We start from the raw sequence: 26250 nt of genomic DNA on the forward strand, positions 1-26250 counted from the left end.
TGCATACGCGCTCCCCTGCTAAAACCAGCAGGAGGAGCGCTTTTTATTATTGGAACACGATAAATAGGAGGAACGACAATGACTAAATTTATTTTTGTTACTGGTGGGGTTGTATCTTCGCTTGGTAAAGGTATTACAGCTGCGTCTCTTGGACGTTTATTAAAAAATAGAGGATTGAAAGTAACTATTCAAAAATTCGATCCTTACATCAATCTAGACCCTGGAACAATGAGTCCATATCAACATGGGGAAGTTTTCGTAACAGACGATGGTGCAGAAACAGACTTAGACTTAGGTCACTATGAGCGTTTCATCGACATCAATCTGAACAAATACTCTAATATCACAACAGGTAAAGTGTATTCGTCCGTTTTAAGAAAAGAACGTCGTGGAGATTATAACGGCGGAACTGTACAAGTCATTCCTCATATTACAAATGAAATAAAAGAAAGATTATTCCTTGCTGCGAGAGAAACTCAAGCGGACATCGTGATTACGGAGATTGGTGGAACGGTAGGAGATATAGAATCACTTCCTTTCCTAGAAACAATCCGCCAAATGAAGCGCGATGTTGGAAGTAATAATGTCATGTACATCCACTGTACGCTAGTACCATTTATCAAAGCTGCTGGTGAGATGAAAACAAAACCAACTCAGCACAGTGTTAAAGAGCTTAGAAGCTTAGGTATTCAACCAAATGTCATTGTTGTTCGCTCTGAAATGCCTGTACCACAAGATATGAAAGATAAAATCGCGTTATTCTGTGATATCAAACCAGAAGAAGTAATTGAATGTATCGATGCTGATTCTTTATATGAAATTCCTTTAAACCTACAAGCTCAGCATTTAGACCAAATCGTTGTAGATCACTTCCAGCTTACTACGCCAGAAGCAGATATGACGGACTGGATAGGATTAGTAGATCAAGTAAAATCATTATCGAAAAAAGTTCGTATTGGTCTAGTAGGTAAATACGTAGAGCTTCAAGATGCATACATTTCTGTTGTAGAAGCAATGAAACATGCAGGATATGCATTTGATGCAGATGTAGAGATTAAATGGGTAAACGCAGAGCACGTAAGCAATGAAAATGTTGCTGAAATTCTTTCTGACGTAGATGGTATCCTTGTTCCTGGTGGATTTGGAGATCGCGGGGTAGAAGGTAAAATTGCAGCGATTAAATTTGCGCGAGAAAACAAAGTACCTTTCTTCGGAATCTGCCTAGGTATGCAATTAGCAACAGTTGAATATGCTCGTAACGTGTTAAACCTAGAAGGAGCACACTCAACTGAGTTAGATCCAAGCACACCACACTCTATTATTGATCTATTGCCAGAACAAAAAGACGTAGAGGACCTTGGTGGTACACTTCGTCTAGGATTATATCCATGTAAACTAACACCTGGCTCTAAAGCACAAGAAGCCTACGGTGAAGAGCTTGTATATGAGCGTCACCGTCACCGCTATGAATTCAACAATGAGTTCCGTGAGCAATTCGAGGCTGCTGGATTTATGTTCTCTGGGACAAGCCCAAATGGTCGTTTAATCGAAATCGTTGAGCTTCCTGAGCATCCTTTCTTCGTAGCATCTCAGTTCCATCCGGAGTTTGTGTCTCGCCCGCAGCGTCCACAACCATTATTCCGTGAATTCATTAAAGCTTCTGTTGGAGAATAATTGAAGATAGAAAAATGAAAAGACAGCATCGAGCACTTTACTCTTTTGTAAAATGTTCGATGCTTTTTTTGTACATAAAAGTGATAATCTTTCACATAAACAGTAATGTAATTATTATACAGTATAGGTTATAATAGGATTAGTGAGGTAGGGAAGGAAGCGCCAAGTAGAAATTCTATTATAAAACATATAAATTTCAAATATTCCAATTACATATGAAACTTTGATGTAAGATAATAAGTCTACTATTCATAAAGGTTTTTTTGGTGAGAGCGAGTTAGCAGGCAAGGGATTGTAGTAAAAAGTGGGCTCATTGTCGTAAAGTAGCGGGTGATTGTAGTAAAATACCGTTCTATTGTCGTAAAACTAGTCAGAGCGAACTAGCGGAAGGAAGAAAGTTTCTTTCAGAAACAAACAACCGTTAAAGTCACGAGGCAGGCACTAATTCTAGTGAATAATGTTTGTATATTTTTCTCATTAAAAAAAGCTAGCTTTTGGCAGCTAGCTTTATACCTAATATTTATTCCTCACTTTTAAGTATTTCGTCGATTTGTAATTTAACAGCTTCATATACGAACAATCCAGCGAGTGCGTGTGGGAAAACTACTCTAGAGCCATCTTCAGCAGGAAGTAGTCCTTTAGAAATCTTTAAGGATATATATGTATATGCAAGATCAAATAACAAATTATCGTCCCCAGCCGGCTCGCTAGTTAAAACGCCAAAAGGGATAAACTGCTCACTTAAGCTTTTAGCGAGCGAAATTGCCTCATCATTAAGAGCGGAGCGAGTAATGATCCAAACTCTGTCTGCGCTAGTAAACTCTACATCAGGACTCCATCTTTCCATTTTTGGAAATGGCTCAGTAGCATACTGTGCATTTATCGCAATGCTATGCATTTCATCAAACGTTGCAAAATAGATTTTCCCTTCCCCTGCAGCCGCTTGTGCAAGGAGGCGAGCAGTTTCTTCTATGCTTTCTTCCTCGGAGCTAGCAATTCTTTGGAGCAGCCCGGAAAGTTGTGTTGTTAACATTTTCATTCTTTTCACCTCTAAATTATTATATAAGAATTTGGATAATCATTGTAGTAACTTGTATAGCAATCATAAAAAATGTGTCTATTATTAGGAGATTTTATCCTTTTTATCATAATATTTTCAACGGAAAAAGGAGGAAAGAGGAATGTTTGTAGCGAATATTACATTACTAGAAAATACGGTAAAAAGGGGTCTTCCTTCATGAAACAGTTACTAATTGTAGATGATCAACTTGGGATACGGATGCTCTTAAAAGAAGTTTTCGCTCAAGAAGGGTACGAGATTAGCCTAGCATCAAATGGTTATGAGGCATTGAAGCAATTAGAAGAAAAGCCGATTGCTGGTGTATTATTGGACATGAAAATACCAGGTATGGATGGGATTCAAATTTTAAAAAAAATAAAAGAACAATCACCTGAATTACCAGTGATGATGATGACCGCTTATGGTGAGTTAAATCTCATACAAGAGGCGATGGGCTTAGGCGCATCTCTCTATTTTACAAAGCCCTTTGATATTTTTGAAGTAAGGGATGCTGTGAACAATTTACTAAAATAATGAGGGTATGAGCAGGCAGTGGAAAACATCGCCTGTTTTTGTTATGATTGTGTAGGAAATGAGTAGGCTAACTCTAAACAGTTTATTTGGACAAAATATAGGGTATTTTATTATGTGGAACGTTTAGAGGTGTGTCCTGCTTAAGCATTTGATTAATTATTTGCGATGTACCAATTAAAATATAGGAGGTCCTTTTAAATGGCTTTAGTTTCTATGAAAGAAATGCTTGAAAAAGGTAAAAAAGAAGGCTATGCAGTTGGACAATTCAACATTAATAACTTGGAATTCACGCAGGCTATTTTACAAGCAGCTGAAGAAGAAAAGTCACCAGTTATTCTAGGTGTTTCTGAAGGCGCTGCAAAATACATGGGCGGATTTACAACAGTTGTACATATGGTTAAGGGATTAATGGCGGACTATAATATTACAGTTCCGGTAGCAATTCATTTAGATCATGGTTCAAGCTTTGATAAATGTAAGGCTGCAATTGATGCTGGATTTACTTCTGTCATGATTGACGCATCACACCATCCTTTCGAAGAAAATGTAGAAATTACTTCAAAAGTGGTAGAGTATGCTCATGCTCACAGTGTTTCCGTAGAAGCAGAGCTAGGGACTGTTGGCGGTCAAGAAGACGATGTAATAGCAGATGGCGTTATTTATGCCGACCCAGCAGAATGTGCAGAGCTTGTAAAACGCACTGCAATTGACTGTCTTGCACCTGCTCTTGGATCCGTTCATGGTCCGTATAAAGGTGAACCAAACTTAGGTTTTGAGGAAATGGAAGAAATTTCTAAGTTAGCTGATTTACCGTTAGTACTACATGGCGGAACTGGTATTCCAACAAAAGACATTACAAGAGCTATTTCATTAGGTACAGCTAAAATTAATGTAAATACAGAAAACCAAATTGCTGCAACAAAAGCAATTCGTGAATACCTAGCAGCTAACGAAGAACAATACGATCCACGTAAGTATTTAATCCCAGCACGTGATGCAATAAAAGCAACTGTGATTGGAAAAATGCGTGAATTCGGAAGTTCTAATAAAGCATAAGTAATATAAATAGCTATAAAGGAGAAGTGCTCTTTGGCTCTTAAGTAGAGTGACAAGAGGGACTTCTCCTGTTTTTCCATCAAGAGGAGGATATTATTAATATGAAATTTTTTATCGATACAGCAAACTTTGACGAAATAAAAGAAGCACACTCATGGGGAGTAATCTCAGGTGTTACTACAAATCCATCTTTAGTAGCAAAAGAAAATATTTCTTTTCACGATCGTTTACGTGAAATCACAGCTTTAGTAGATGGTTCAGTAAGTGCAGAGGTTATAGCTTTAGATGCAGAAGGTATGATTAAAGAAGGTAGAGAGCTAGCTGCAATTGCACCAAACATCACAGTTAAGCTTCCGATGACACCAGAAGGCTTAAAAGCATGTTCGGTTTTCCGTGCAGAAGGTATTAAAACTAACGTAACTTTAATCTTCAGTGCAAACCAAGCACTAATGGCAGCGCGTGCTGGTGCTACATATGTTTCTCCTTTCTTAGGACGTTTAGATGATATTGGCCATGATGGTATGGAATTGATTGCTAAAATCTCAACTATATTCTCTATCCATAACATTGACACAGAAATCATCGCTGCCTCAATCAGACATCCACAGCATATTACGGATGCAGCATTAAATGGTGCACATATCTCTACTACTCCATTTAAAGTTTTAAAACAATTATTCAATCATCCTTTAACTGATAAAGGAATTGAAGGTTTCCTAGCGGATTGGAACAATAGAAAAAGCGAGTAACCAACACGAAGGAGAACGGTATGGAAGTTTATAAAATAAAAGGAGGAAACACCCTCCGTGGCACGATTAAAGTAAGTGGGGCAAAAAATAGTGCAGTAGCTCTTATTCCCGCTTCGTTGATGGCTAATTCTCCCGTTACAATAGAAGGCTTACCTGAAATATTGGATGTTTTCACCCTAAAGGAAATTTTAGAAGAGGTTGGTGCAAAAGTAACCTTCTCTGAGGGGACTATGGTGATAGATCCGACAAATGTTGTAGATATGCCTATGCCTAATGGTAATATTAAAAAGTTACGAGCATCTTATTACTTAATGGGTGTTATGCTAGGGAAATTCAAAAAAGCAGCTATTGGGCTGCCGGGCGGCTGTCATTTAGGCCCTCGACCAATTGACCAGCATATTAAAGGGTTTGAAGCGTTAGGTGCAGAAGTGAGCAATGAGCACGGAGCAATCTATTTGAGAGCAGACGAGCTAGTTGGATCAAAAATATATCTAGATGTTGTAAGTGTGGGCGCCACAATTAACATCATGCTTGCTGCCGTCCTAGCAAAAGGTAGAACTATTATCGAAAACGCTGCAAAAGAGCCAGAAATCATTGATGTGGCAACGTTACTTTCAAATATGGGAGCTAATATTAAAGGTGCAGGAACAAACGTGATTCGTATTGATGGGGTAGAAGAGCTGCACGGTACAAAGCACACGATTATTCCGGACCGTATAGAGGCTGGCACTTTTATGATTATGGCTGCACTTGCCGGTGATGGAGTAACCATTGATAATGTCATTCCATTTCACGTGGAAGCTTTAACTGCAAAGCTTCGAGAAATGGGAGTAGCTGTAGAAGAGTTTGAAGAGAAGGTATTTATTCCTAAAACGACAAATTTACAAGCTGTTGACGTTAAGACACTTGTTTATCCTGGATTTGCCACGGATCTTCAGCAACCTTTTTCTGTTTTATTGACACAAGCTACCGGAACTTCGGTCATTACTGATTCTATTTATTCAGCGCGGTTTAAACATATTGATGAGTTACGCCGCATGAATGCAAATGGAAGAGTAGATGGTAGAACTGCTGTGCTAACTGGACCTGTTAAGCTAGAGGCTGCAACCGTTCGAGCGAGTGATCTTCGCGCAGGGGCTGCTCTGGTACTGGCAGGCTTAATAGCAGACGGTGAAACCGAAATTCAAGATATCTACCATATAGACCGAGGATATAGCTCATTAATCGAGAAGCTACAAGGTATAGGGGCAGATATTAGAAGAGTGGAAGTACTGGAAATCGAACAAAATAATAGCTAGAAAAATGGAGGGTATTTTCTCCATTTTTTTAGAAACTAGACATAACTTAGGTGATTTCTGTCGATCGAGAGACAGGCGATTGCGCTTTTCTTATTGTCTAGCTCCATCGCCTTGCCCCTCGGGGTCAAATGGATAAAAGCTCCGGTGGCTGAAGAGATGCCTCCTCGCTTTTCTCCATTTGCCTGTCGGGTCAGAACAGGCGATTGCGCTTTTCTATCTGTCTAGCTCCATCGCCTTGCCCCTCGGGGTCAAATGGATAAAAGCTGCGGTGGCGGAAGAGCTGCCTCCTCGCTTTTCTCCATTTGCCTGTCGGGGCAGACATAGGCGATTGCGCTTTTCTTATTTGACAAATATGCTACAATGATATCGGAAGAAACAAATTCGTATGTATTTATATACAATCCGTAATACGGGAGGCACAAACGAAATGGAACGTAGTTTATCAATGGAATTAGTCCGAGTGACTGAAGCAGCCGCTATTGCATCTGCTCGCTGGATGGGACGAGGATTAAAAAATGAAGCAGATGATGCAGCAACTACTGCAATGCGTACAGTATTTGACACTATCCCTATGGAGGGTGTTGTAGTAATTGGGGAAGGTGAAATGGACGAGGCACCGATGCTATATATCGGAGAAAAGCTTGGCCATGGCACAGGAGGTCCTCAAGTAGATGTAGCAGTAGACCCTTTAGAAGGTACTAATATTGTAGCTTCTGGTGGCTGGAATGCATTGGCAGTTCTAGCAATTGCAGATCGCGGAAATTTACTTCATGCACCAGATATGTATATGGAAAAACTGGCAGTAGGACCTGAATCCGTTGGCCAAGTGGACATAAATGCGTCTGTACTTGATAATTTACGTGCTGTTGCTCGTGCAAAAAACAAAGATATTGAAGACGTTGTTGCGACTATCTTAGGTCGTCAGCGCCATGAAAAAATTATCGAAGAAATTAGAGCAGCAGGCGCTCGCATCAAGCTAATTACCGATGGCGATGTAGCTGGGGCGATTAACACTGCTTTTGATAATACTGGTGTTGATATTTTATTCGGCATGGGAGGAGCTCCAGAAGGAGTTATCTCAGCAGTTGGATTAAAATGCTTAGGTGGAGAAATTCAAGGGAAGCTTGTTCCTCAGGATGAGGCAGAACTTGAAAGATGTAAAAAGATGGGACTAGATGTTTCCAAGGTATTGCGTATGACTGACCTTGTAAAAGGCGATGATGCCATCTTTGCAGCAACTGGAGTTACTGATGGAGAGCTCCTACGTGGAGTGCAGTTCAAAGGCGCTTTTGGTTCCACGCATTCTATCGTAATGCGCGCCAAATCCGGAACTATTCGTTTCGTAGAAGGCCGTCACAGCTTAAACAAAAAACCGAATTTAGTACTATAAAACTAAACTTCTTTGTATACCCGATAGTTCTCTATCGGGTATCCTCTAATAAAACTTCTTTCCTTTTATCCAGTTTCAATAAGTAAACAACAAAATATAGTAAAGAGTGGTGCGTGCTAATGACACAAACAACGATCAATGAGCTAGAGAATATGACCTTAAAAGAGCTCTATACTCTTGCGCGCAAGTATAAAATAGCTGCTTATAGTAAATTATCAAAAAAAGAACTTATTTTTGCAATCTTAAAATCTCGTGCAGAGCAAGAAGGCTTTTTCTTTATGGAAGGTGTTTTAGAGATCATTCAGCAGGAGGGCTTTGGCTTCCTACGACCGATTAACTATTCTCCTAGCTCCGAAGATATTTATATTTCCGCGTCACAAATTAGAAGATTTGATTTGCGTAACGGAGACAAAGTAACAGGGAAAGTACGACCACCAAAGGAAAGCGAACGTTATTACGGTCTTCTGCATGTAGAGCTAGTAAATGGAGAAGATCCTGAAATTGCTAAAGAGCGAGTTCATTTCCCAGGACTAACACCTTTGTATCCAGATCGCCATATTAAATTGGAAACTGTTCCAGAGAAGCTATCTACTAGAATTATGGATTTAGTAGCTCCAGTAGGTTATGGTCAGCGTGGTTTAATTGTTGCTCCACCAAAGGCTGGTAAAACTTTATTAATAAAAGAAATTGCTAATGCTATTACTACGAACCATCCAAATGCAGAGCTAATTGTATTATTAATAGATGAGCGCCCGGAGGAAGTAACAGACATCGAGCGTTCTGTAAAAGCTGATGTAGTAAGCTCCACATTTGATGAGGTACCAGAAAATCACGTTAAGGTAGCAGAGCTTGTCTTGGAAAGAGCTATGCGCCTTGTAGAGCATAAGCGTGATGTTATTATCCTAATGGATTCTATCACTCGTTTAGCACGTGCTTACAATCTTGTAATACCGCCAAGTGGACGTACTTTATCAGGTGGTATTGACCCTGCTGCATTCCATCGTCCAAAACGCTTCTTCGGTGCTGCGCGTAATATCGAAGAGGGTGGAAGCTTAACTATTTTAGCCACTGCTTTAGTTGATACTGGATCACGAATGGATGAAGTTATTTACGAAGAATTCAAAGGTACAGGAAACCTAGAGCTTCACCTAGACCGTAGTCTAGCAGAGCGCCGTATCTTCCCGGCCATTGACATCCGTCGTTCAGGAACAAGAAAAGAAGAATTGTTAATTCCTAAAGACCAATTGGATAAACTATGGGCTATTCGCAAAACTTTCTCTGATTCTTCCGATTTTGGAGAGCGTTTCTTGAAAAAACTACGCTTAACGAAAACGAACGAAGGTTTCTTCGAGCAATTGAGTGAGGAAATGAAAGCACATCGTAGTGGTAAAGTGTCACTATAATTGAACTAATAACTTTAAATGGAGACTCAAGACAACAGTCCTGAGTCTCCTTTTTTGATGTTTTTAAATAATGATTTCATAAATGAAAACTTTTCTAACTGCACACTCGTCTAATGTGCAAAAGGGGGGACAACGGTGGAGCGAATGCTAATGGGGGATACTAAATCCGAGAATTATGAGCAGCTCATCGATGAACTGATGAGTACACATGGTCAGGATATATTGCAGCTAGTCTATGCTTACGTACATAACGAAACGATTGCTGAGGATTTAACACAAGAGATTTTTGTGAAGTGCTACAAAGGGTTACCGAGTTATAGAGGCCGATCATCTATTAAAACATGGTTATGGCGCATTGCCATCAATCATGCCAAGGACTATTTAAAAAGCTGGTATAACCAAAATGTTAGGATAACAGAAGATACGTTTCTAAATAGAGCTACATTGTCTTCAAGTGTAGAACAAATCATTGTCCAGCAAGATGAGGATGCATCGCTTGCAGCGGCAGTCATGAGCTTACCTATTAAATATCGTGAAGTAATTTACTTAGCTTATTTTGAAGAACTGACCATGAGGGAAGCAGCAGCCGTTTTGCAGCTTAATGAAAACACCATTAAGACGAGGCTGCGCAAAGGAAAACTTCTATTAAAGAATATATTGGAGGGGTCTGAGTGGAAGAACGATTGAAGGGCTTAAAAAAAGCTATGAAAAGTACTACATTTGAGCATCTGCAATTTTCAGAGGTACATCAAAAAGTAAATGACCAAATTAAACAACTCTCTCCAGCTGCTTTAACAGAAGAGATTTTACCTCTTTTAGTAGAATCTAAGACGGGTAGTGAGTTAGTAGAGCTTCTGCATGTAAGAGGAGAAAAATCTATTAGATGTAATGAAGGAGCTGTATATACCTCACTTCATCTGGCGGAACAAAACGGTGAGCTAGAATCCTTTTGGACTGAAGGAGAAAAGTATTATAGATTATCGAAAAAAGGACATAAGCTATTACAGAAAAAGCATTCTTCTACAGCAACTCGTTTCTCACTAAGGCAGTTATTTCACGAGGTGACTACAGATGAGCATTAAAGAATATTTACAGTCAGTTATTGCACATATTCGCTCTAAAGAGGCAAAAAGTTATGTGGAAGCTGAGCTAGCTAATCATATGGAACACTCGAAGATGTCTTGGATGACAAAAGGATATACGGAAAAGGAGGCAGAGGGTAAAGCTGCTTCCGAAATGGGCAGTCCTACCGTGCTCGGTAAATCATTAAATGAAATCCACAAGCCTAGAATAGATTGGCTGCTTCTCTCCTTACTAATTGGAATATTATTACTGAGCTTTTTGCCAATTATAGCTTTGAATCAGCCACATTATGAGTACAGATATGGTCATATGATTCCTGCGTTTTTATCTAATCATGTAATTCATATTATCTTAGGCTTTGGCGTTGCTCTTGGATTAATGTTTTTGGATTATCGAAAGTTTGCACAATTGGGTTATGTTTTTTTCGGCATTGCCTCCTTATTTATAATATTTTTATATAGTTTTTACAATGCACAAATAAACGGAAAAGTAATGATCCAAGTTGGATTTATTAGTTTAAAGGTTTGGATGTCGATCCCACTTTACTGTATTGCCTGGGCAGCATTGTTTTCTAAACAGAACTTTGCCTTATGGAAAGCGACTGTACTAGTAGGAATTTCATTTATTTTATTTAGCTTTAATGCGGACTTGTCAATTTTATTAATATACGGAGCTCTTGTTGGAGTATTATTCATGAAAAGTAAGTTTTCTAAAAAACAAAAAAGTATAGTTTTTGGAGCTGTGGCAGCTTTAATCATTAGCTTCATCATATTTACGTGGTTCAGCTATCAAAATGGAAGTATTGCAAAATACCAGATAGCACGTCTACTGGGCTTCTTTAATCCAGCAAGTTATGCTGAAGGTGCAGGATATATGAATGTATTGCTTACAGATTTACTTCAAGGAGCTAAATGGTTTGGAGCAGGAACGACCTATAAACTTCCAGAAGCACATACAGATTTAGTTTTTGGACATCTCATTCAATCCTATGGTTTAGCTATGGCGATTGGAATATTTATAATACTAAGCTTAGTGATTGTGCGCTTTTTACACAATACTTCTTCAGTGAAGGACTCCTTCGGAAGATTAATCATTACAGGATGTATTACAATTTTTTCGACACAATTCATCTATGCCGTTGGAATGACAGTTGGGTTAGTTCCAATTGTATCGATATCACTACCGTTTTTTAGCTACGGATTTATGCCAACCGTACTCAATGCTTTCTTAATAGGCTTAGTCCTTAGCGTATATAGACGAAAACACTTTGTACAGACACTCCACGTTCCTAAAATAACTTCTAAGGTAAGTCATTAAACAAAAACTAATGACTTGTCTAGAACGTGAAGACATGTTATTATATGAAACGTAAGTTTATACATTTCTGCTACATATGCGATTGACATCAATCGGATCGTGTAAGGTATCAGTTTCATAACCAACTCTGTTCCAGATGGTTCAGGGCGAGAGGAGAGATAGAGATGAAAGCAGGAATTCATCCCGATTACAAAGAAGCAACAGTATCATGTTCATGTGGTAACACATTCACAACTGGTTCTGTAAAATCAGACATTAAAGTCGAGTTCTGTAACGAATGTCACCCATTCTATACTGGACGTCAAAAATTCGCAGCTGCGGATGGCCGTGTTGATCGCTTCAACAAAAAATACGGAATTAAAGAAGAAACTCAAGACTAATAACAAAATACCTGCAGAGCACTTAGTGCTTTGCAGGTATTTTTGTTTATAGTTTAGGAAATTATAAAATTCTCAATCTGTGGATAGTGTCTAGCGCAAGCAGCCTTGCCCCTCGGGGTCAAATGGATAAAAGCTCCGGTGGCTGAGAAAATGCCTCCTCGTTTTTCCCCATTTGCCTGTCGGGGCAGAGATAGGCGGTTGCGCTTTTCTTGATGTCTAGCTCCACCGCCATGCCCCTCGGGGTCAAATGGATAAAAGCTCCGGTGGCTGAGAAAATGCCTCCTCGCTTTTCCCCATTTGCCTGTCGGGGCAGAGATAGGCGCTTCTGCTTTTCTTGTGACAATTCCTTTAAAATAGTTTCGGGGAATACACCCGTATGATATAAATAGATAGAAGCAAAATACATAGTCGATAAGTAAGGAGATATATCATGGCTCAACTATTTTTTAAGCACGGCGCGATGAACAGTGGAAAATCAATAGAAATTCTAAAGGTAGCACATAATTATGAAGAACAAAACAAACCAGTCGTTATTTTCACACCTGGTATTGATACTCGTGATGAGGTGGGACACGTCTCTAGCCGAATTGGTTTGAAGAGAAAGGCCACTGCAATTTATGATGAAACGAACCTATATGAAGTAGTAAAAGAAATAGATCCGAAACCATATTGTGTGTTAATCGATGAGGTGCAATTCTTAAAAAAAGAGCATGTTCTTCAGCTTACACAAATTGTAGATGAACTAAATATCCCTGTCATGGGCTTTGGCTTAAAGAATGACTTCCAAAACGAAATGTTCGAGGGCAGTAAATATATGCTGATCTATGCGGATAAAATCGAAGAAATGAAAACGATATGCTGGTTCTGCCATCGCAAAGCAATCATGAACTTACGAGTGGATGAGAGCGGTCAACCAGTATATACAGGAGAACAAATTCAAATCGGTGGAAATGACTCCTATTATCCAGTTTGCCGCAAATGCCACTCCAATCCACCGCTTACTCAGTGAACGAGTAGGTATTTCTAATACAATATAGAGAACCTTGCAGAGAAGAAGCGAAACCTTGCAGAGATGGCGAAGAACGTTGCGGAGACGGGCATAAACCTTGCGGAAATGAGCAAGAACCTTGCAGAAAGCCAAAAACCTTGCGGAGACGAAGCCGAACGTTGCAGAGATGGCGATGAACCTTGCAGAGACAGGGAATAACCTTGCGGAAATGAGCAAGAACTTTGCAGAAAGCCAAAAACCTTGAGTAGACGAAGCCGAACGTTGCAGAGATGGTGATGAACCTTGCAGAGACAAGGACTAACCTTGCGGAAATGAGCAAGAACCTTGCAGAAAGCCAAAAACCTTGCGGAGACGAAGCCGAACCTTGCAGAGATGGCGATGAACCTTGCAGAGACAGGGACTAACCTTGCGGAAATGAGCGAGAACCTTGCAGAGACGAGGATAAACCTTGCGGAAATGGGCAAGAACCTTGCAGAAAGCCGAAAACAAGTTCGGAGACGAAGCAAAACTTTGAACAAACGGTTCCCACCTGTGCAGTTGAGCTATCAATCCGTAAAGTAGCGGAGGGCGAGCGAAATTGTATCTTCGCGAGCCCTTTACTGAATAGAATAGGTATATATTCTTTCATTAGCATAAAGGCTCTTTAAAATAGAAAAAGTAGCAAGGACTCTGCTTTTTCTTTATAATAGTACTATTAGACATATAAATGAACGAGGTGAGCACGATGTTTGATCGATTACAATCGGTAGAAGACCGTTATAATAATTTAAATGAATTGCTTAGTGATCCAGATGTAGTGAATGATACGAACAAGCTAAGAGAGTATTCAAAAGAACAATCGAATCTACAGGCGACAGTGGATGCGTATAGAGAATATAAGGATGTTAAAAGCCAATACCAGGATGCAAAGCAAATGCTTGATGAGAAGCTAGATGCAGATATGCGTGAAATGGTAAAGGAAGAAGTGAACGAGCTAGAAGGTCAGATTGCTGAGCTAGAAGAGCGTTTACGTATTTTGTTGATCCCGAAAGATCCGAATGATGACAAAAACGTTATTATGGAGATTCGTGGAGCTGCGGGTGGAGATGAGGCAGCCTTATTTGCAGGAAATCTTTTCCGTATGTACAGCAGATTTGCGGAAACACAAGGCTGGAAAATCGAGGTTATGGAATCGAATCCAACTGGTTTAGGCGGATATAAAGAAATAATCTTCATGATTAATGGGAATAATGCCTATTCGAAGATGAAATACGAAAATGGTGCACACCGCGTGCAACGTGTTCCAGAAACTGAGTCAGGCGGCCGTATTCATACATCCACTGCAACAGTAGCAGTTCTTCCAGAAGCGGAAGAGGTAGACGTAGAGATTCACGAAAAAGAAGTTCGTGTAGATACTTTTGCATCATCAGGTGCTGGTGGTCAATCGGTTAACACAACTATGTCAGCTGTTCGTATGACCCATTTACCTACAGGGATCACAGTTTCCATGCAGGATGAAAAATCTCAGATTAAAAACAGAGAAAAAGCGATGAAAATTCTTCGTGCACGTGTAGCGGATAAGTTCCGTCAAGAAGCGCAAGCAGAGTATGATGCTGTCCGTAAATCAGCGGTTGGTACTGGTGACCGTTCGGAACGAATTCGCACATACAATTATCCACAAAATCGCGTGACTGACCATCGTATTGGTTTAACTATTCAAAAGCTAGACCAAATTTTAGAAGGTAAGCTAAATGAAGTAGTGGATGCACTGATTTTAGAGGATCAAGCTGAAAAGCTAGAAAGAATGAATGATACAAATGTCTAAGACCATTTATGAGGCCCTGAACCGGGCTTCTTCTTTTTTAGAGGAAAATAACCGTGAAAAAGAAGTAGCTCGTTATATTTTTCAATTTGTCCTAGGAAAAAATTACTCTGAGCTTATGATGACCATGTATGAGGAGATATCAACTGATTCTTTTAATACTTTCTGGAGTTATGTAGAGGAGCATGCAACCGGTAGACCATATCAATATATTATTGGTCAGGAAACCTTTTATGATCGAGAATTTTTAGTGAACGAGTCTGTTTTAATTCCGCGACCTGAAACGGAGGAATTAATAGAAGAGGTAAGAAAGCGTGTGCCGCTCCTATTTAAGGATAAAAACCCATTATATGTTGCCGATATTGGCACAGGAAGTGGGGCCATTGCTATTACTATTCAAAAGGAAGTACCAAACGCCAAGGTGACGGCTACAGATATATCCGAGAAAGCATTACAGGTGGCTACAAAAAATGCGGAGAGACTGTCCGCACTTATCGACTTTAAGCAAGGAGATTTGGCAGAGCCTATATCACATGAAAAGTGGGATATTGTTTTATCGAATCCACCTTATATTGCACATTCAGAGGCGCCAAGCTTATCAGATACCGTGATCGATTATGAACCACATTTGGCTTTATTTGCAGATGAGGATGGTCTTTTACTTTATCGTAAATTATCAGAGCAGCTTCCTTCCTTGATGAATTCAACTAGTTTAATAGGTTTTGAGATTGGCTATGAGCAGGGGCCAGCTGTTGCTGGAATGCTTCAAAAAGCCTTTCCTAAAGGGAATGTAGAGGTTATTCAAGACATTAATGGAAAAAATCGTTTTGTTTTTTGTACAAATGCTGAATAAGATATGAATCTATTGGTAACAATGTTCCTAAGGGAGGAATGTTACATGTTACCAGATTACGAGATAAAAAGAGCAAGTAAAGTAGGACAAAAAATAGATGCAGTTATTCTCTTTGTATGGATGCTATTGGTTATTCAAACGATTTTATTTGTTTTTATTCATAATGCGGAACAAACGGAGGCGATGCGCTTTCGATTAGTTGCTAACAGCAACACCGCTTATGATCAGCAGGTGAAAATGGAAGTACAGGAAAAAATAGCGCCAATCTTAGTAAATTATGAAAAGGATCCGGACGCTACAATAATAGAACTAGAGAAAACAGTTGTGAGTCTATCCAGTAGCTTGCAGGAGAAGATGACAATCACACAAGGTCAAACGATCTTTCCGCCAAAGGAATGGGAAAGTGGAATTGCAGCTCAGACGCAGGTGGAGGCAATTGTAGTTTCTATCGGTAGTGGAAGAGGAGATAATTGGTGGTGCGGTCTATTTCCTAAAGCATGCTATAAAGAAGAAGTAAAAGAAGAAAAGCCTAAATTCTTTGTTTGGGAATGGTTAAAAAAGAAATTTTCCACATAGTTTTCCACAATTGTCTGAAAGTTATTAACATTTTGTGGATAAGGTTCTAAAAAAGGAGAAGTTACGTATGAATACAAAAATTTTATCTGTGGGTAACTTATCCACAGAAGAAATAAGTTATACAGAGGCCGTCCAATTATTACATTCGGGTGAAGTGGTAGCTTTCCCAACGGAAACTGTTTACGGCTTAGGGGCCATCGCAACGAATGAAAAAGCGGTAGCGAAAATTTTTGAAGCAAAAGGCAGACCCCAGGATAATCCTCTTATTGTGCATATTGGATCTAAGGATGAAATTAGTGATTTTATCTCTCACATCCCGGAAAAGGCTCAGCTATGTATGGATGCATTTTGGCCTGGACCATTAACGTTAATACTTCCGCTGAAGGAAACTGTTTTGGCTTCCAATGTTAGCGCAGGCTTGAATACTGTCGGGGTAAGAATGCCTAATCATCCTGTAGCTTTAAAACTTTTACGTGAACTAAAACTTCCGGTTGCTGCTCCGAGCGCAAACCGAAGTGGAAAACCTAGCCCAACTAAAGCAAGACACGTGCACAAGGATTTAAATGGTAGAATCCCTGCTATAATAGATGGCGGAGCAACTGGGATGGGACTTGAATCGACGGTGCTTGACTGTACTAGCGAGATTCCAACTATTCTACGACCAGGTGGAGTAACAAAGGAAATGCTTGAACAAGTTATTGGCAAGGTCAATGAAACAAAGCTTGTAGATAAATCAGAAGCTCCAAGAGCACCTGGCATGAAATATGCTCACTATGCCCCGAATGCACCTGTCTATTTAATAGAGGCATCTGTACAATCGATACAAGAAGCTATCGCTAGTATACATAAGGAAGATAAAAAGGCTGCCCTCATTGCAACGGATCAATTGAAAGTAGTAGATGCCAACTATTATTTTTCACTTGGTAACAACGAACAAGTAAAAGAAGCTGCTCATTTGTTATATGAGGCACTTAGAAGCTGCGACGATACAGATGCAGATATCGTGCTTGCCCCTGTTTTCAAAAAGGATGGCGTTGGAGCAGCAATTATGAATCGTTTAGAAAAAGCTGCAGATGGTAAATGGTTTTTCGAAAAGTAAAACAAGTTAAAAAAGGTTGTCTATATTTTGTATTCTCTCCGGTCCATTTGCATACATTTAATTATGCAAATAGACGGGAGAGATTTTTTTGTGGACAGAAATATTAGCAGGATTCTTAATGTCGGTAGATGTACTTATCTTATTTTCTCTTGTATCATATAGAAAACAGGTTTTGACTCTAGCTGCTTGGGTTGCATCCTTACATATGCTCTTCCCCTTAATAGGTTATTATGCAGGTGTTTTGGTACAAACCTATTTACAGCAGGCAAGCCCTTATTTATCAGGAGTTCTGCTAACCTTGGTAGGTCTTCAAATGGTATTATCAAAATCTCCAAAAGAAATACCGATGATGCCACCGTATATCTTGGCTATAGTAGCGAGTCTAGATACCTTCTCCGTCAGTATTTCCTTTGGTATGCTCCAAGTAGAAAAGTTCATTTTTATTCTAAGTGCAGGCATCTTCGCTTTTGTTGGAGTAATTGTTGCACAGAAAATTATATATAAAAGCACTGTGATGAACAGAGGTATGATTATGAAACTGGCCGGTGGAGTTTTACTAGTCATGGGTTTGCTTACTCTTCAAAATATATAACAAAATAAACAGCCTATACACACTAACATAAAGGAATGATCTAGTATGAATATTTTATTTGTCTGTACAGGAAATACTTGTAGAAGTCCGATGGCAGAGGCAATTTTAAAAGCAAAGAACTTAGATAATGTAAATGTGAAGTCAGCAGGTATTTATGCAATGGATGGAGAAAATATGTCTCTAAATAGTCAAAAAGTTCTAATGGACAACAACATTCCTTTTACCCATAAATCCTCCTCCCTACAGCCGTCTATAGTTGAGTGGGCAGATTTAATTTTAACGATGACTGCTGCCCATAAACAAGCTCTGATTTTTGCTTTTCCCGAAGCAATTTCTAAGATTTATATGTATAAAGAATTCGCAACTCCGGACGATATACAGGATGTAATGGATCCTTTTGGAGGAAACTTAGGTATATATGAACGGACTTATGAAGAGCTTAGTGAACTAACAGAGGGATTAGTGAAGAGACTACAGGGGGAAAAGGGATGAAAGAGAAAAGAAAGAAGCACGCCTTTGGATTTCAAAAGAAGATAGTGCTTTTTGTAACGGTTCTTGCATTAATTACGTATTCAACAAGTGCATTGTTTATCAATTATGTACAACCTTATTTACAGACGATGGATATAAATATAGGAGCCCTTCCATTTGAAATTCTTACATATGCTTTAGGTATATTCTGGTCAGGCCTTCTTGCTTACTTTTTCAGTGGATTAATCATCAAGCCTCTGTTTAACTTGGAGAAGGTTGCAACACTTGCTTCAGAAGGTAAAATTGGCGTGGATGTAGAAGTTCCAAACTCTAAAGATGAGATTCAATCCGTAGCTATTGCCTTCCAAACGATGTTAGAAAATCTTCGTGAAATGGTCCAAGGAATAGAAGAAAACTTTGATAAAACAAACAACAGTGTACAAAAGCTTGCAGAAGAAGCTTCCGTTGCATCTGATCAGGCAGAGGCAATCGCCTCTACTATAGCTCAAATTTCCGAAGGAGCAGAGCAATCCGCTATGGCTGTGCAAGAAACAGCTGAGTCAGTAGAGGATGTTAGAGTACTTGCTTCGGAGGTAAATAAGCGTGCTGAAAAATCTTCTGTACAGTCAAAAGAAATGATTACCGAGCTATCAGAAACTACTAAGGTCATACAATCTTTAGTGAGTGGTATACAAAAAATTGCCTCTGGCAGTGAATCTGCTTTAGGGAATGTTCATCAGTTAGAAGAGAATGCCAGCAAGGTTGAAAGTATTATTCAGTTAGTTGGAGACATAGCAGCACAAACTAATCTGCTGGCACTGAATGCTTCTATAGAAGCTGCACGTGCAGGAGAGCATGGTAAAGGTTTCGCAGTAGTAGCAGAGGAAGTACGTAAACTTGCAGATGAAAGTGCGAAGGCGGTACAAGGTATTTCTACTCTTATTCTAGCGATACAAAGTGATGTTCAAACAGTAGTTCAACAGATGACGAACCAGGTAAGCTTTGCAGTTGGGGAAGCCAAACGTGTATCTGAAACGAATGCTGCAGTAGAAGGCATGTCGACAAAAGTTCATGAAATGGCTGAATCAGTAGTAGAGATTTCTTCTCTTGTAGAAAAACAGCTTTCTAATATAGAAAGCACTGCTCGACAATCTCAGGATGTGGCAGCGATTGCAGAGGAAACTTCAGCAGGAGCAGAGGAAGTAAGAAGTGCTACGGATGAACAAGCTCGCTCTATTGAACAGGTTGATATTTTAACAGAAGACTTAAAACGTCAGTCCGAGGATTTGTTCCAGGTGATCTCTCAGTTTGACCGTACTGCCCGATAATGTTATAAAATGAATATGTCAAAAACGGATACAGCTCAAACGATTTGAGTTGTATTTTTTTGCTCAAAAAGATGGTATGATGAATTTGAGTACTAAACAGAAAAGAGGGAACAAGATGAAAATTGCAATTTCTTCTGATCACGGAGGCAATAACCTTCGTAAAGAAATTATTCAACAGCTTGAAGAACTCGGACTTTCCTATAAGGACTTTGGTCCACAGACAAATGATTCTGTCGATTACCCTGACTATGCAGCACCGGTAACAGAAGGTGTAGCAAGTGGAGAGTATGATCGTGGAATTTTAATTTGTGGGACAGGTATTGGAATGTCCATCGCTGCCAACAAGATTAAAGGAATTCGTTGTGCTTTAGTGCATGATGTTTTTTCTGCTAAAGCAACACGTTGTCATAATGACTCTAACGTTCTTGCAATGGGAGAGCGAGTAATTGGTCCAGGCCTTGCACGAGAAATCGTGGCAACTTGGTTAGCTCAAGAATTTGAAGGCGGTCGTCACGAACGCCGTATTGAAAAAATTTCAGCTTTAGAAAAATAACATGGAATAGAGGGATTTCAGATGGAAGCAAAAAATTTGTGGCAACAGCAAATGGAACAGCTTCTCCTGGAAGTGGAGCAGCAAATAACGTTTCATGAAAATGATTTGTTCGTTGTAGGATGCTCTACCTCTGAAGTAATAGGGAAAAAGATAGGAACTGCCGGTGGGTTAGAGGTAGCAGAGGTTTTATTTGAACCGATTCGAGCATTTGCCGAGCGCAATAAAATACTTCTGGCCTTTCAAGGCTGTGAACATATCAATCGTGCATTAACAATGGAAAGAGCCACACAGCAGCTATATAGACTGCCGGAGGTTTCAGTTATTCCAGTTGTTCGTGCAGGAGGCTCTATGTCTGCCTACGCATATACCCAATTTCAGGAGCCTGTAGTGGTGGAACATGTGCAGGCTAAAGCAGGACTTGATATTGGTCAAACCATGATTGGCATGCAGCTGCAACCAGTTGCTGTACCGATACGTGTATCCACCAAAATGGTAGGGGAAGCGATTATAACGATCGCTAATACTCGACCGAAACTTATTGGCGGGCTACGAGCATTTTACGGATGAATTTAGAGGAGGAACTAGAAGTGAAAAAGATTCAATCACAAGATCCAGCAGTATTTGAGGCAATGTTATCAGAGAAAAAACGTCAACAATCAAACATCGAACTTATTGCATCAGAAAACTTTGTTTCAGAAGCTGTAATGGAAGCACAGGGTTCTGTTCTGACAAATAAATATGCAGAGGGCTATCCTGGTAAACGCTATTACGGTGGCTGTGAGCATGTAGACGTAGTAGAGAATATTGCTCGCGATCGCTTAAAAGAAATTTTTGGAGCAGAGCATGCAAATGTGCAACCACATTCTGGTTCTCAGGCTAATATGGCCGTTTATATGACAGCTTTACAGCCTGGTGACACTATTTTAGGGATGAACTTGTCACACGGCGGGCATTTAACGCATGGTTCTCCTGTAAACTTTAGTGGAATTCAATATAATTTCATTGAGTATGGTGTAAACAAAGAAACAGAAATGATAGATTACGAGGAAATTCGCTCTATCGCTCTAGAACACAAGCCTAAAATGATTGTTGCTGGTGCAAGTGCATATTCACGTACAATTGACTTCGCTAAATTCCGTGAAATTGCGGATGAAATTGGAGCATACTTATTCGTAGATATGGCTCATATAGCAGGTTTAGTAGCTGCAGGTCTTCATCCAAACCCAGTACCACACGCTCATTTTGTGACTTCTACAACGCACAAAACGTTACGTGGACCACGTGGTGGATTGATTTTAACTACTGAGGAATTCGCTAAGAAAATTGATAAAACTATTTTCCCAGGTATCCAAGGCGGTCCATTAATGCATGTAATTGCTGCAAAAGCGGTTGCGTTCGGTGAAGCACTTCAACCTGAGTTTAAAGAATATCAACAGCAAGTAGTTGCAAATGCTAAGGTACTAGCTGACAGCTTAACAGCAGAAGGAGTTCGTATTGTTTCTGGCGGTACGGATAACCACGTTATGCTATTAGATGTTTCTGCACTAGGCTTAACTGGTAAAGTTGCAGAGCATGTACTAGATGAAGTAGGAATTACTGCTAACAAAAATACAATTCCTTTCGATACTTCTAGCCCATTCATTACTTCAGGAGTTCGTGTAGGAACACCAGCGGTAACTTCACGTGGCTTCAAAGAAGAAGAAATGAAAGAAATTGCTTCTATTATTGCTAAGCTATTAAAGAATCATGAGGATGCTACAGTAATTGCTGAAGCAAAAGAAAGAGTGCAAGCTCTAACTGATCAATTCCCTCTATATAACTAACTGTTGTGTGGGAGGCCTATGACTGTGTCATAAGCCTCCTTTCATTATGGCATTCAGCTTTATTGGTACTTAATAAATGAAGGCAGAACAAATAATGTCTCTTTTTAACTGAAGATCTCAATGGAAGTCGGACATACTATTCAAAGTAACTGTCTTGACGGTAGCTTCAGTCTGCAAACGGATGTATTTGTGTAAAGTATCGCTTATGTTAATGTAACCGACAGAAATCGTTCGTTTAAATGAAATAGACGCAATATTAAGTCCCTATGATTACTAGTATGATTACTACCGTTTTTGTTATAATGGCAAAGATGAAAAAAAACAAGAAGGAGAGATGTAATATGGCAAAAGTATACGTATTTGATCATCCACTGATTCAACATAAACTTACATATATCCGTGATGTGAAAACTGGTACGAAAGAGTTCCGTGAATTAGTAGATGAGGTAGCGACATTAATGGCCTTTGAAATTACACGTGACTTACCTTTAGAAGAGGTGGAAGTAGAAACTCCTGTTCAGGTTACAAAATCGAAAGTAATTGCAGGAAAGAAATTAGGACTAGTTCCAATTCTTCGTGCGGGTATAGGCATGATCGATGGTATGTTAAATCTTATTCCAGCTGCAAAAGTGGGACATATCGGACTTTATCGTGATCCAGAAACATTAAAACCGGTTGAATATTACGTTAAGCTTCCAGCGGATGTTGCTGATCGTGACTTTATCCTAGTAGATCCAATGCTTGCAACTGGCGGTTCTGCCATAGAAGCAGTTAACTCTCTGAAAAAGCGTGGTGCAATGAGCATTAAGTTTATGTGTCTAATCGCTGCTCCTGAAGGTGTAAAAGCACTTCAAGATGCTCACCCAGACGTTGATATTTATATTGCTGCATTAGATGAAAAGCTAAACGACCACGGTTATATAGTTCCTGGTCTTGGAGATGCTGGAGACCGTTTATTCGGAACAAAGTAAAATACGGCATTTTCTCTATCGAGAGTAAAATTAGGATAATTAGGTAATGCTTGCAGTAAGTTGGCTTTCCAGTTTCAGATGGAGGGTCAACCTGCTGCATAAATGTATGGTAAGATGGTAACGTGTGCTAAATAAGAGAAGTATTTTTACGGTGAAAACTCTTGTTTTGAAAAAGTTGCGAAATTTTCTTTTAAATTTGTCGATAAATTGTCAATCTAGTCATCTACGTGAAGTTTTTCACTGATAGCAATTGACATCAAATAGCCCCTATTGTATGCTTACAAAGGATAAATCATGATAGGGGTTTCATGCGTGAAACACTTGATGTATCAACTTTCTACTAGATTCACAGTTTTTACTTATATTAGGGGAAACGTGAGTACACTTTTATGCGTCATTTGACGTCCGTTACAAGAGATAGCTCTATTTTCAGCGATTCTCTCACAGCTTGTAGGTTCTATAGAAGATACGTTCACGTTTTAGTGAATTGATCATACTTTTGGAACCACTCCAATCTTTTAGTGATTTGTCTATGCCAGGTCTTATGACTAGAGCAGCGAGAATCGCTACCATTCGAAAATATGATTCAGGAGATTAGACCAATGCTAGAAATGCAACGTATTTTTACGAGGCAAAAAAAGTACATATTTTTTTTGCTTGCGATATGTGTTCTTGGATGGGCATTTACGCCATATCCTGCTATTTTTGCGGGCTTAGCAGTAGGTTCCTTATTCGGTCTGTATAATTTCTGGATACTAGTACGAAGAATGGAAAAATTTGATCGTGTGATGTTAGGTGAAAAGGGACGAGCAGGCTTAGGGACAAGTTTTCGATTTGCCTCAGGTATTGCTGCAGTTGCAATTGCACTTATTTTCCCAGATGATATTCATCTAATTAGTACGGTTATCGGATTAATGATTCCCTATGTTCTACTTATAGTAGAACGAATTTTGTTAGTTAGAAATCAGCCATGAGTATGTGAAAGAGAGGTGAAAGAATCGTGGGACACTCAAATCCAGAATTTGTGCTTTGGGGTATGACGGGGAACTGGTCAAACATCCTTATGTTGTTTGTAACTTCTCTGATCGTTTTCTTAATTGCATTTTTTGCAACGAGAAGCTTAAAGCTTAAACCAACTGGGATGCAAAATTTCATGGAGTGGATAATGGACTTCGTGAAAGGAATTATTAAGAGTAATTTCGACTGGAAAACAGGCGGAAGATTCCATATTCTTGGAATTACATTAATCATGTTTATCGCAATAGCCAACCTATTAGGTCTACCGTTTGCAATTACGTATGACGGAGTGCTTTGGTGGAAATCACCGACAGCAGATCCAACAGTTGCTATGACACTATCAGTGATGATTATCGTTTTAACTCACTATTACGGTATTAAGATGAAAGGTTTCAAACAGTACAATATTGATACGTACTTGAAGCCAATGCCACTATTATTCCCATTAAAAGTTATAGAAGAATTCGCAAATACGTTGACACTCGGTCTACGTCTTTACGGTAATATCTATGCGGGGGAAGTATTGTTAGGCTTAATCGCAGGTTTAGCAACATCTAGTATTTTTGGCTTTTTCGGAGCAATCGTTCCGGCAATGGCTTGGCAAGGGTTCTCTATCTTTATCGGTGGAATCCAAGCATTCATTTTCGTTATGTTAACAATGGTTTATATGTCACATAAAGTGTCAGCAGACCATTAATATAACTGTTTAGGAAACTAGGCAGAAAATAAAAAAAAACAACATTCCAAGGAGGAAATTAAACAATGGTAGGTTCAGTTGGTCTTTTAGCAGCAGCTATAGCAGTTGGTTTAGGTGCACTTGGTGCAGGTATTGGTAATGGTCTAATCGTTTCAAAAACAGTAGAAGGTATCGCTCGTCAACCAGAAGCACGTGGAGCTTTACAAACAGTTATGTTCATCGGGGTAGCGTTAGTTGAAGCCGTGCCGATTATCGCAGTAGTTATCGCGTTTATCGTATTAAACCAATAGTATTTATATTTAGGTCTATAATGGCGGAAACTAACTCCGCCATTCTCTTTATGAAAAAACATGAATTAGAAAATAATAAACACAAGTTTAAACATTATAGAAGCAAGATCTCTTAATAGCGTTTGAAAGGAGTGAAACAATCGTGTCTTTTGAATACCTAGTACTTGGTGCTGGTGATACTCATAATGGGTTAAATGTTTGGGATATCGCAGCTACATTATTCTTCTTCATCTTATTGATGATCCTATTGAAGAAAGTGGCTTGGGGTCCTTTAATGGGAATCATGACACAGCGTGAAGAGTTGATCGCGAGCGAAATCGAAGCAGCTGAAACTAGCCGTCAAGAATCTCAGCGTCTACTTGAAGAACAACGTGACTTACTAAAAGAAGCACGCACAGAAGCGTTAGCGATTGTAGAAAATGCGAAGAAGCAAGGGGAAGCATCACGTGAAGAAATTATCACAACTGCTCGCTCTGAAGCTGCGCGTTTGAAAGAATCTGCTATCCGTGAAATCGATACAGAAAAAGAAAGAGCGATTGCAGCGGTACGACAAGAAGTCGTTTCACTATCTGTACTTGCAGCAGCTAAAGTTCTTGAAAAAGAAGTGTCGGAAGAAGATAACCGTGCGCTAATCGAGGCAACGATTGCGAAGGCAGGCGAAGTTAATTGAGTAATTCAACTGTAGCAAAACGCTATGCCATCGCTTTGTTCGATCTAGCACAACAAAAAAACGAAATTCAAGCAGTAGAAAATGATTTACGTGAGCTTAATGTAGTCTGGAAAGGCAATAAAGATTTGAAAACATTGTTTACATCTCCTAAGCTTTCTATAGATAAGAAAAAAGAGCTAGTACGTCAAATTTTCTCAAACGCTAATCCAATCGTCATCAATACACTTCTAGTGCTTATTGACAAGAAAAGATTAAGCGAAGTTACAAACATCATTGAAGAGTTTATGACCCTTTCTAATGAAGCACAAGGTGTTGCAGATGCAAAGGTTTATACAACTCGTGAGCTAACAGAGGTAGAACGTGCAAATGTTTCTTCTGTATTTGCTAAAAACGTAGGTAAACAATCATTACGTATTCAAAACATCGTTGATCCATCTATTATTGGTGGTATCCGCGTTCAAATCGGAAACCGCATTTACGACAGCACTCTAAGTACAAAATTAGATCGCTTAAAACGTAACTTGATCGGTTAATATTATGAATTATGAGAGGTGAC

30 protein-coding genes are annotated in these 26250 nt (G+C 39.3%); 29 read left to right on the forward strand and 1 reads right to left on the reverse strand.

The genetic code is table 11. The features are described from left to right. Positions 1-78 precede the first annotated feature (78 nt). The gene (locus MKY09_RS03130; RefSeq protein ID WP_169359444.1) at positions 79-1674 is read left to right on the forward strand and encodes a CTP synthase; all 1596 of its coding nucleotides are present in this window, start codon (positions 79-81) and stop codon (positions 1672-1674) included. Between the two features lie 520 nt (positions 1675-2194). Here the strand turns inward: MKY09_RS03130 and MKY09_RS03135 are convergent. After that, positions 2195-2713: a DUF2529 family protein gene (locus MKY09_RS03135; protein ID WP_169359445.1), complete on the reverse strand. Its 519-nt coding sequence runs from the start codon at positions 2711-2713 to the stop codon at positions 2195-2197. Positions 2714-2911: 198 nt separating this feature from the next. Here MKY09_RS03135 and MKY09_RS03140 point away from each other — a divergent pair, with 198 nt between their 5' ends. From MKY09_RS03140 to MKY09_RS03275, 28 genes are all read left to right on the forward strand, one after another. Further along, complete coding sequence (locus MKY09_RS03140) at positions 2912-3268, forward strand: response regulator (RefSeq protein ID WP_169359446.1); 357 nt, start codon at positions 2912-2914, stop codon at positions 3266-3268. 198 nt (positions 3269-3466) lie between these two features. Then, complete coding sequence (locus MKY09_RS03145) at positions 3467-4324, forward strand: class II fructose-bisphosphate aldolase (protein WP_169359447.1); 858 nt, start codon at positions 3467-3469, stop codon at positions 4322-4324. Positions 4325-4425: 101 nt separating this feature from the next. Beyond that, positions 4426-5073 carry a fructose-6-phosphate aldolase gene (gene fsa, locus MKY09_RS03150; protein ID WP_169359448.1) on the forward strand — a complete coding sequence of 216 codons (648 nt, stop codon included), beginning with the start codon at positions 4426-4428 and terminating at the stop codon, positions 5071-5073. Between the two features lie 20 nt (positions 5074-5093). Next, positions 5094-6371, forward strand: coding sequence for a UDP-N-acetylglucosamine 1-carboxyvinyltransferase (locus MKY09_RS03155; protein WP_169359449.1), 1278 nt, complete (start codon positions 5094-5096; stop codon positions 6369-6371). 427 nt (positions 6372-6798) lie between these two features. Further along, positions 6799-7761 (forward strand): class II fructose-bisphosphatase, encoded by a 963-nt coding sequence (gene glpX, locus MKY09_RS03160; RefSeq protein WP_340885410.1) that lies wholly within the window; start codon positions 6799-6801, stop codon positions 7759-7761. Positions 7762-7880: 119 nt separating this feature from the next. Beyond that, complete coding sequence (rho, locus tag MKY09_RS03165; protein WP_169359451.1) at positions 7881-9164, forward strand: transcription termination factor Rho; 1284 nt, start codon at positions 7881-7883, stop codon at positions 9162-9164. A 144-nt stretch (positions 9165-9308) separates the two neighbouring features. Further along, entirely contained in the window at positions 9309-9851 is a 543-nt protein-coding gene (locus tag MKY09_RS03170; RefSeq protein ID WP_342568208.1) for a sigma-70 family RNA polymerase sigma factor, read from the forward strand. Next, entirely contained in the window at positions 9836-10246 is a 411-nt protein-coding gene (locus MKY09_RS03175; protein ID WP_251552326.1) for a helix-turn-helix transcriptional regulator, read from the forward strand. The genes MKY09_RS03170 and MKY09_RS03175 overlap by 16 nt, the downstream gene beginning before the upstream one ends. After that, a complete protein-coding gene (locus MKY09_RS03180) occupies positions 10236-11564 on the forward strand; it encodes an FtsW/RodA/SpoVE family cell cycle protein (protein ID WP_342567558.1) in 1329 nt (442 codons plus the stop codon). Before MKY09_RS03175 ends, MKY09_RS03180 begins: the two co-directional genes overlap by 11 nt. A gap of 164 nt (positions 11565-11728) precedes the next feature. After that, on the forward strand, positions 11729-11944 hold the full coding sequence (gene rpmE / locus MKY09_RS03185) for a 50S ribosomal protein L31 (protein ID WP_169359455.1): 216 nt from the start codon (positions 11729-11731) through the stop codon (positions 11942-11944). A 430-nt stretch (positions 11945-12374) separates the two neighbouring features. Beyond that, positions 12375-12953 carry a thymidine kinase gene (locus MKY09_RS03190; protein WP_169359456.1) on the forward strand — a complete coding sequence of 193 codons (579 nt, stop codon included), beginning with the start codon at positions 12375-12377 and terminating at the stop codon, positions 12951-12953. Between the two features lie 118 nt (positions 12954-13071). Next, positions 13072-13197, forward strand: a complete 126-nt coding sequence (locus MKY09_RS03195) for a hypothetical protein (RefSeq protein ID WP_342567559.1) — start codon at positions 13072-13074, stop codon at positions 13195-13197. Positions 13198-13677: 480 nt separating this feature from the next. Next, on the forward strand, positions 13678-14757 hold the full coding sequence (gene prfA / locus MKY09_RS03200; protein ID WP_169359458.1) for a peptide chain release factor 1: 1080 nt from the start codon (positions 13678-13680) through the stop codon (positions 14755-14757). Further along, positions 14750-15607, forward strand: a complete 858-nt coding sequence (gene prmC, locus MKY09_RS03205) for a peptide chain release factor N(5)-glutamine methyltransferase (RefSeq protein ID WP_342567560.1) — start codon at positions 14750-14752, stop codon at positions 15605-15607. The genes prfA and prmC overlap by 8 nt, the downstream gene beginning before the upstream one ends. Positions 15608-15652: 45 nt before the next feature. After that, a complete protein-coding gene (locus MKY09_RS03210) occupies positions 15653-16183 on the forward strand; it encodes a stage II sporulation protein R (RefSeq protein ID WP_342567561.1) in 531 nt (176 codons plus the stop codon). Between the two features lie 67 nt (positions 16184-16250). Continuing rightward, on the forward strand, positions 16251-17282 hold the full coding sequence (locus tag MKY09_RS03215) for an L-threonylcarbamoyladenylate synthase (RefSeq protein WP_342567562.1): 1032 nt from the start codon (positions 16251-16253) through the stop codon (positions 17280-17282). Between the two features lie 88 nt (positions 17283-17370). Beyond that, the gene (locus tag MKY09_RS03220) at positions 17371-17874 is read left to right on the forward strand and encodes a manganese efflux pump (RefSeq protein WP_342567563.1); all 504 of its coding nucleotides are present in this window, start codon (positions 17371-17373) and stop codon (positions 17872-17874) included. Positions 17875-17919: 45 nt separating this feature from the next. Beyond that, positions 17920-18366 carry a low molecular weight protein arginine phosphatase gene (locus MKY09_RS03225; RefSeq protein WP_342567564.1) on the forward strand — a complete coding sequence of 149 codons (447 nt, stop codon included), beginning with the start codon at positions 17920-17922 and terminating at the stop codon, positions 18364-18366. Next, entirely contained in the window at positions 18363-19673 is a 1311-nt protein-coding gene (locus MKY09_RS03230) for a HAMP domain-containing methyl-accepting chemotaxis protein (RefSeq protein WP_298471538.1), read from the forward strand. Before MKY09_RS03225 ends, MKY09_RS03230 begins: the two co-directional genes overlap by 4 nt. A 115-nt stretch (positions 19674-19788) precedes the next feature. Then, positions 19789-20226 carry a ribose 5-phosphate isomerase B gene (rpiB, locus tag MKY09_RS03235; RefSeq protein WP_298471536.1) on the forward strand — a complete coding sequence of 146 codons (438 nt, stop codon included), beginning with the start codon at positions 19789-19791 and terminating at the stop codon, positions 20224-20226. A gap of 21 nt (positions 20227-20247) precedes the next feature. After that, on the forward strand, positions 20248-20793 hold the full coding sequence (locus MKY09_RS03240) for a TIGR01440 family protein (protein ID WP_342567565.1): 546 nt from the start codon (positions 20248-20250) through the stop codon (positions 20791-20793). Continuing rightward, positions 20790-22049, forward strand: a complete 1260-nt coding sequence (gene glyA / locus MKY09_RS03245) for a serine hydroxymethyltransferase (protein WP_205964045.1) — start codon at positions 20790-20792, stop codon at positions 22047-22049. The genes MKY09_RS03240 and glyA overlap by 4 nt, the downstream gene beginning before the upstream one ends. Before the next feature lie 341 nt (positions 22050-22390). After that, on the forward strand, positions 22391-23020 hold the full coding sequence (gene upp, locus MKY09_RS03250; RefSeq protein ID WP_169359468.1) for a uracil phosphoribosyltransferase: 630 nt from the start codon (positions 22391-22393) through the stop codon (positions 23018-23020). A gap of 602 nt (positions 23021-23622) precedes the next feature. Further along, positions 23623-23994 carry an ATP synthase subunit I gene (locus MKY09_RS03255; RefSeq protein WP_169359469.1) on the forward strand — a complete coding sequence of 124 codons (372 nt, stop codon included), beginning with the start codon at positions 23623-23625 and terminating at the stop codon, positions 23992-23994. A 26-nt stretch (positions 23995-24020) separates the two neighbouring features. After that, complete coding sequence (gene atpB, locus MKY09_RS03260; RefSeq protein ID WP_169359470.1) at positions 24021-24734, forward strand: F0F1 ATP synthase subunit A; 714 nt, start codon at positions 24021-24023, stop codon at positions 24732-24734. A 65-nt stretch (positions 24735-24799) separates the two neighbouring features. After that, positions 24800-25024, forward strand: coding sequence for a F0F1 ATP synthase subunit C (atpE, locus tag MKY09_RS03265; RefSeq protein WP_144540512.1), 225 nt, complete (start codon positions 24800-24802; stop codon positions 25022-25024). Positions 25025-25166: 142 nt separating this feature from the next. Continuing rightward, complete coding sequence (gene atpF / locus MKY09_RS03270) at positions 25167-25694, forward strand: F0F1 ATP synthase subunit B (RefSeq protein ID WP_169359471.1); 528 nt, start codon at positions 25167-25169, stop codon at positions 25692-25694. After that, positions 25691-26227 carry a F0F1 ATP synthase subunit delta gene (locus tag MKY09_RS03275; protein ID WP_251552381.1) on the forward strand — a complete coding sequence of 179 codons (537 nt, stop codon included), beginning with the start codon at positions 25691-25693 and terminating at the stop codon, positions 26225-26227. Before atpF ends, MKY09_RS03275 begins: the two co-directional genes overlap by 4 nt. Positions 26228-26250: the final 23 nt, after the last annotated feature.

Origin of the sequence: Psychrobacillus sp. FSL K6-4046 (assembly GCF_038624605.1) — a bacterium.
Lineage (GTDB): Bacteria > Bacillota > Bacilli > Bacillales_A > Planococcaceae > Psychrobacillus.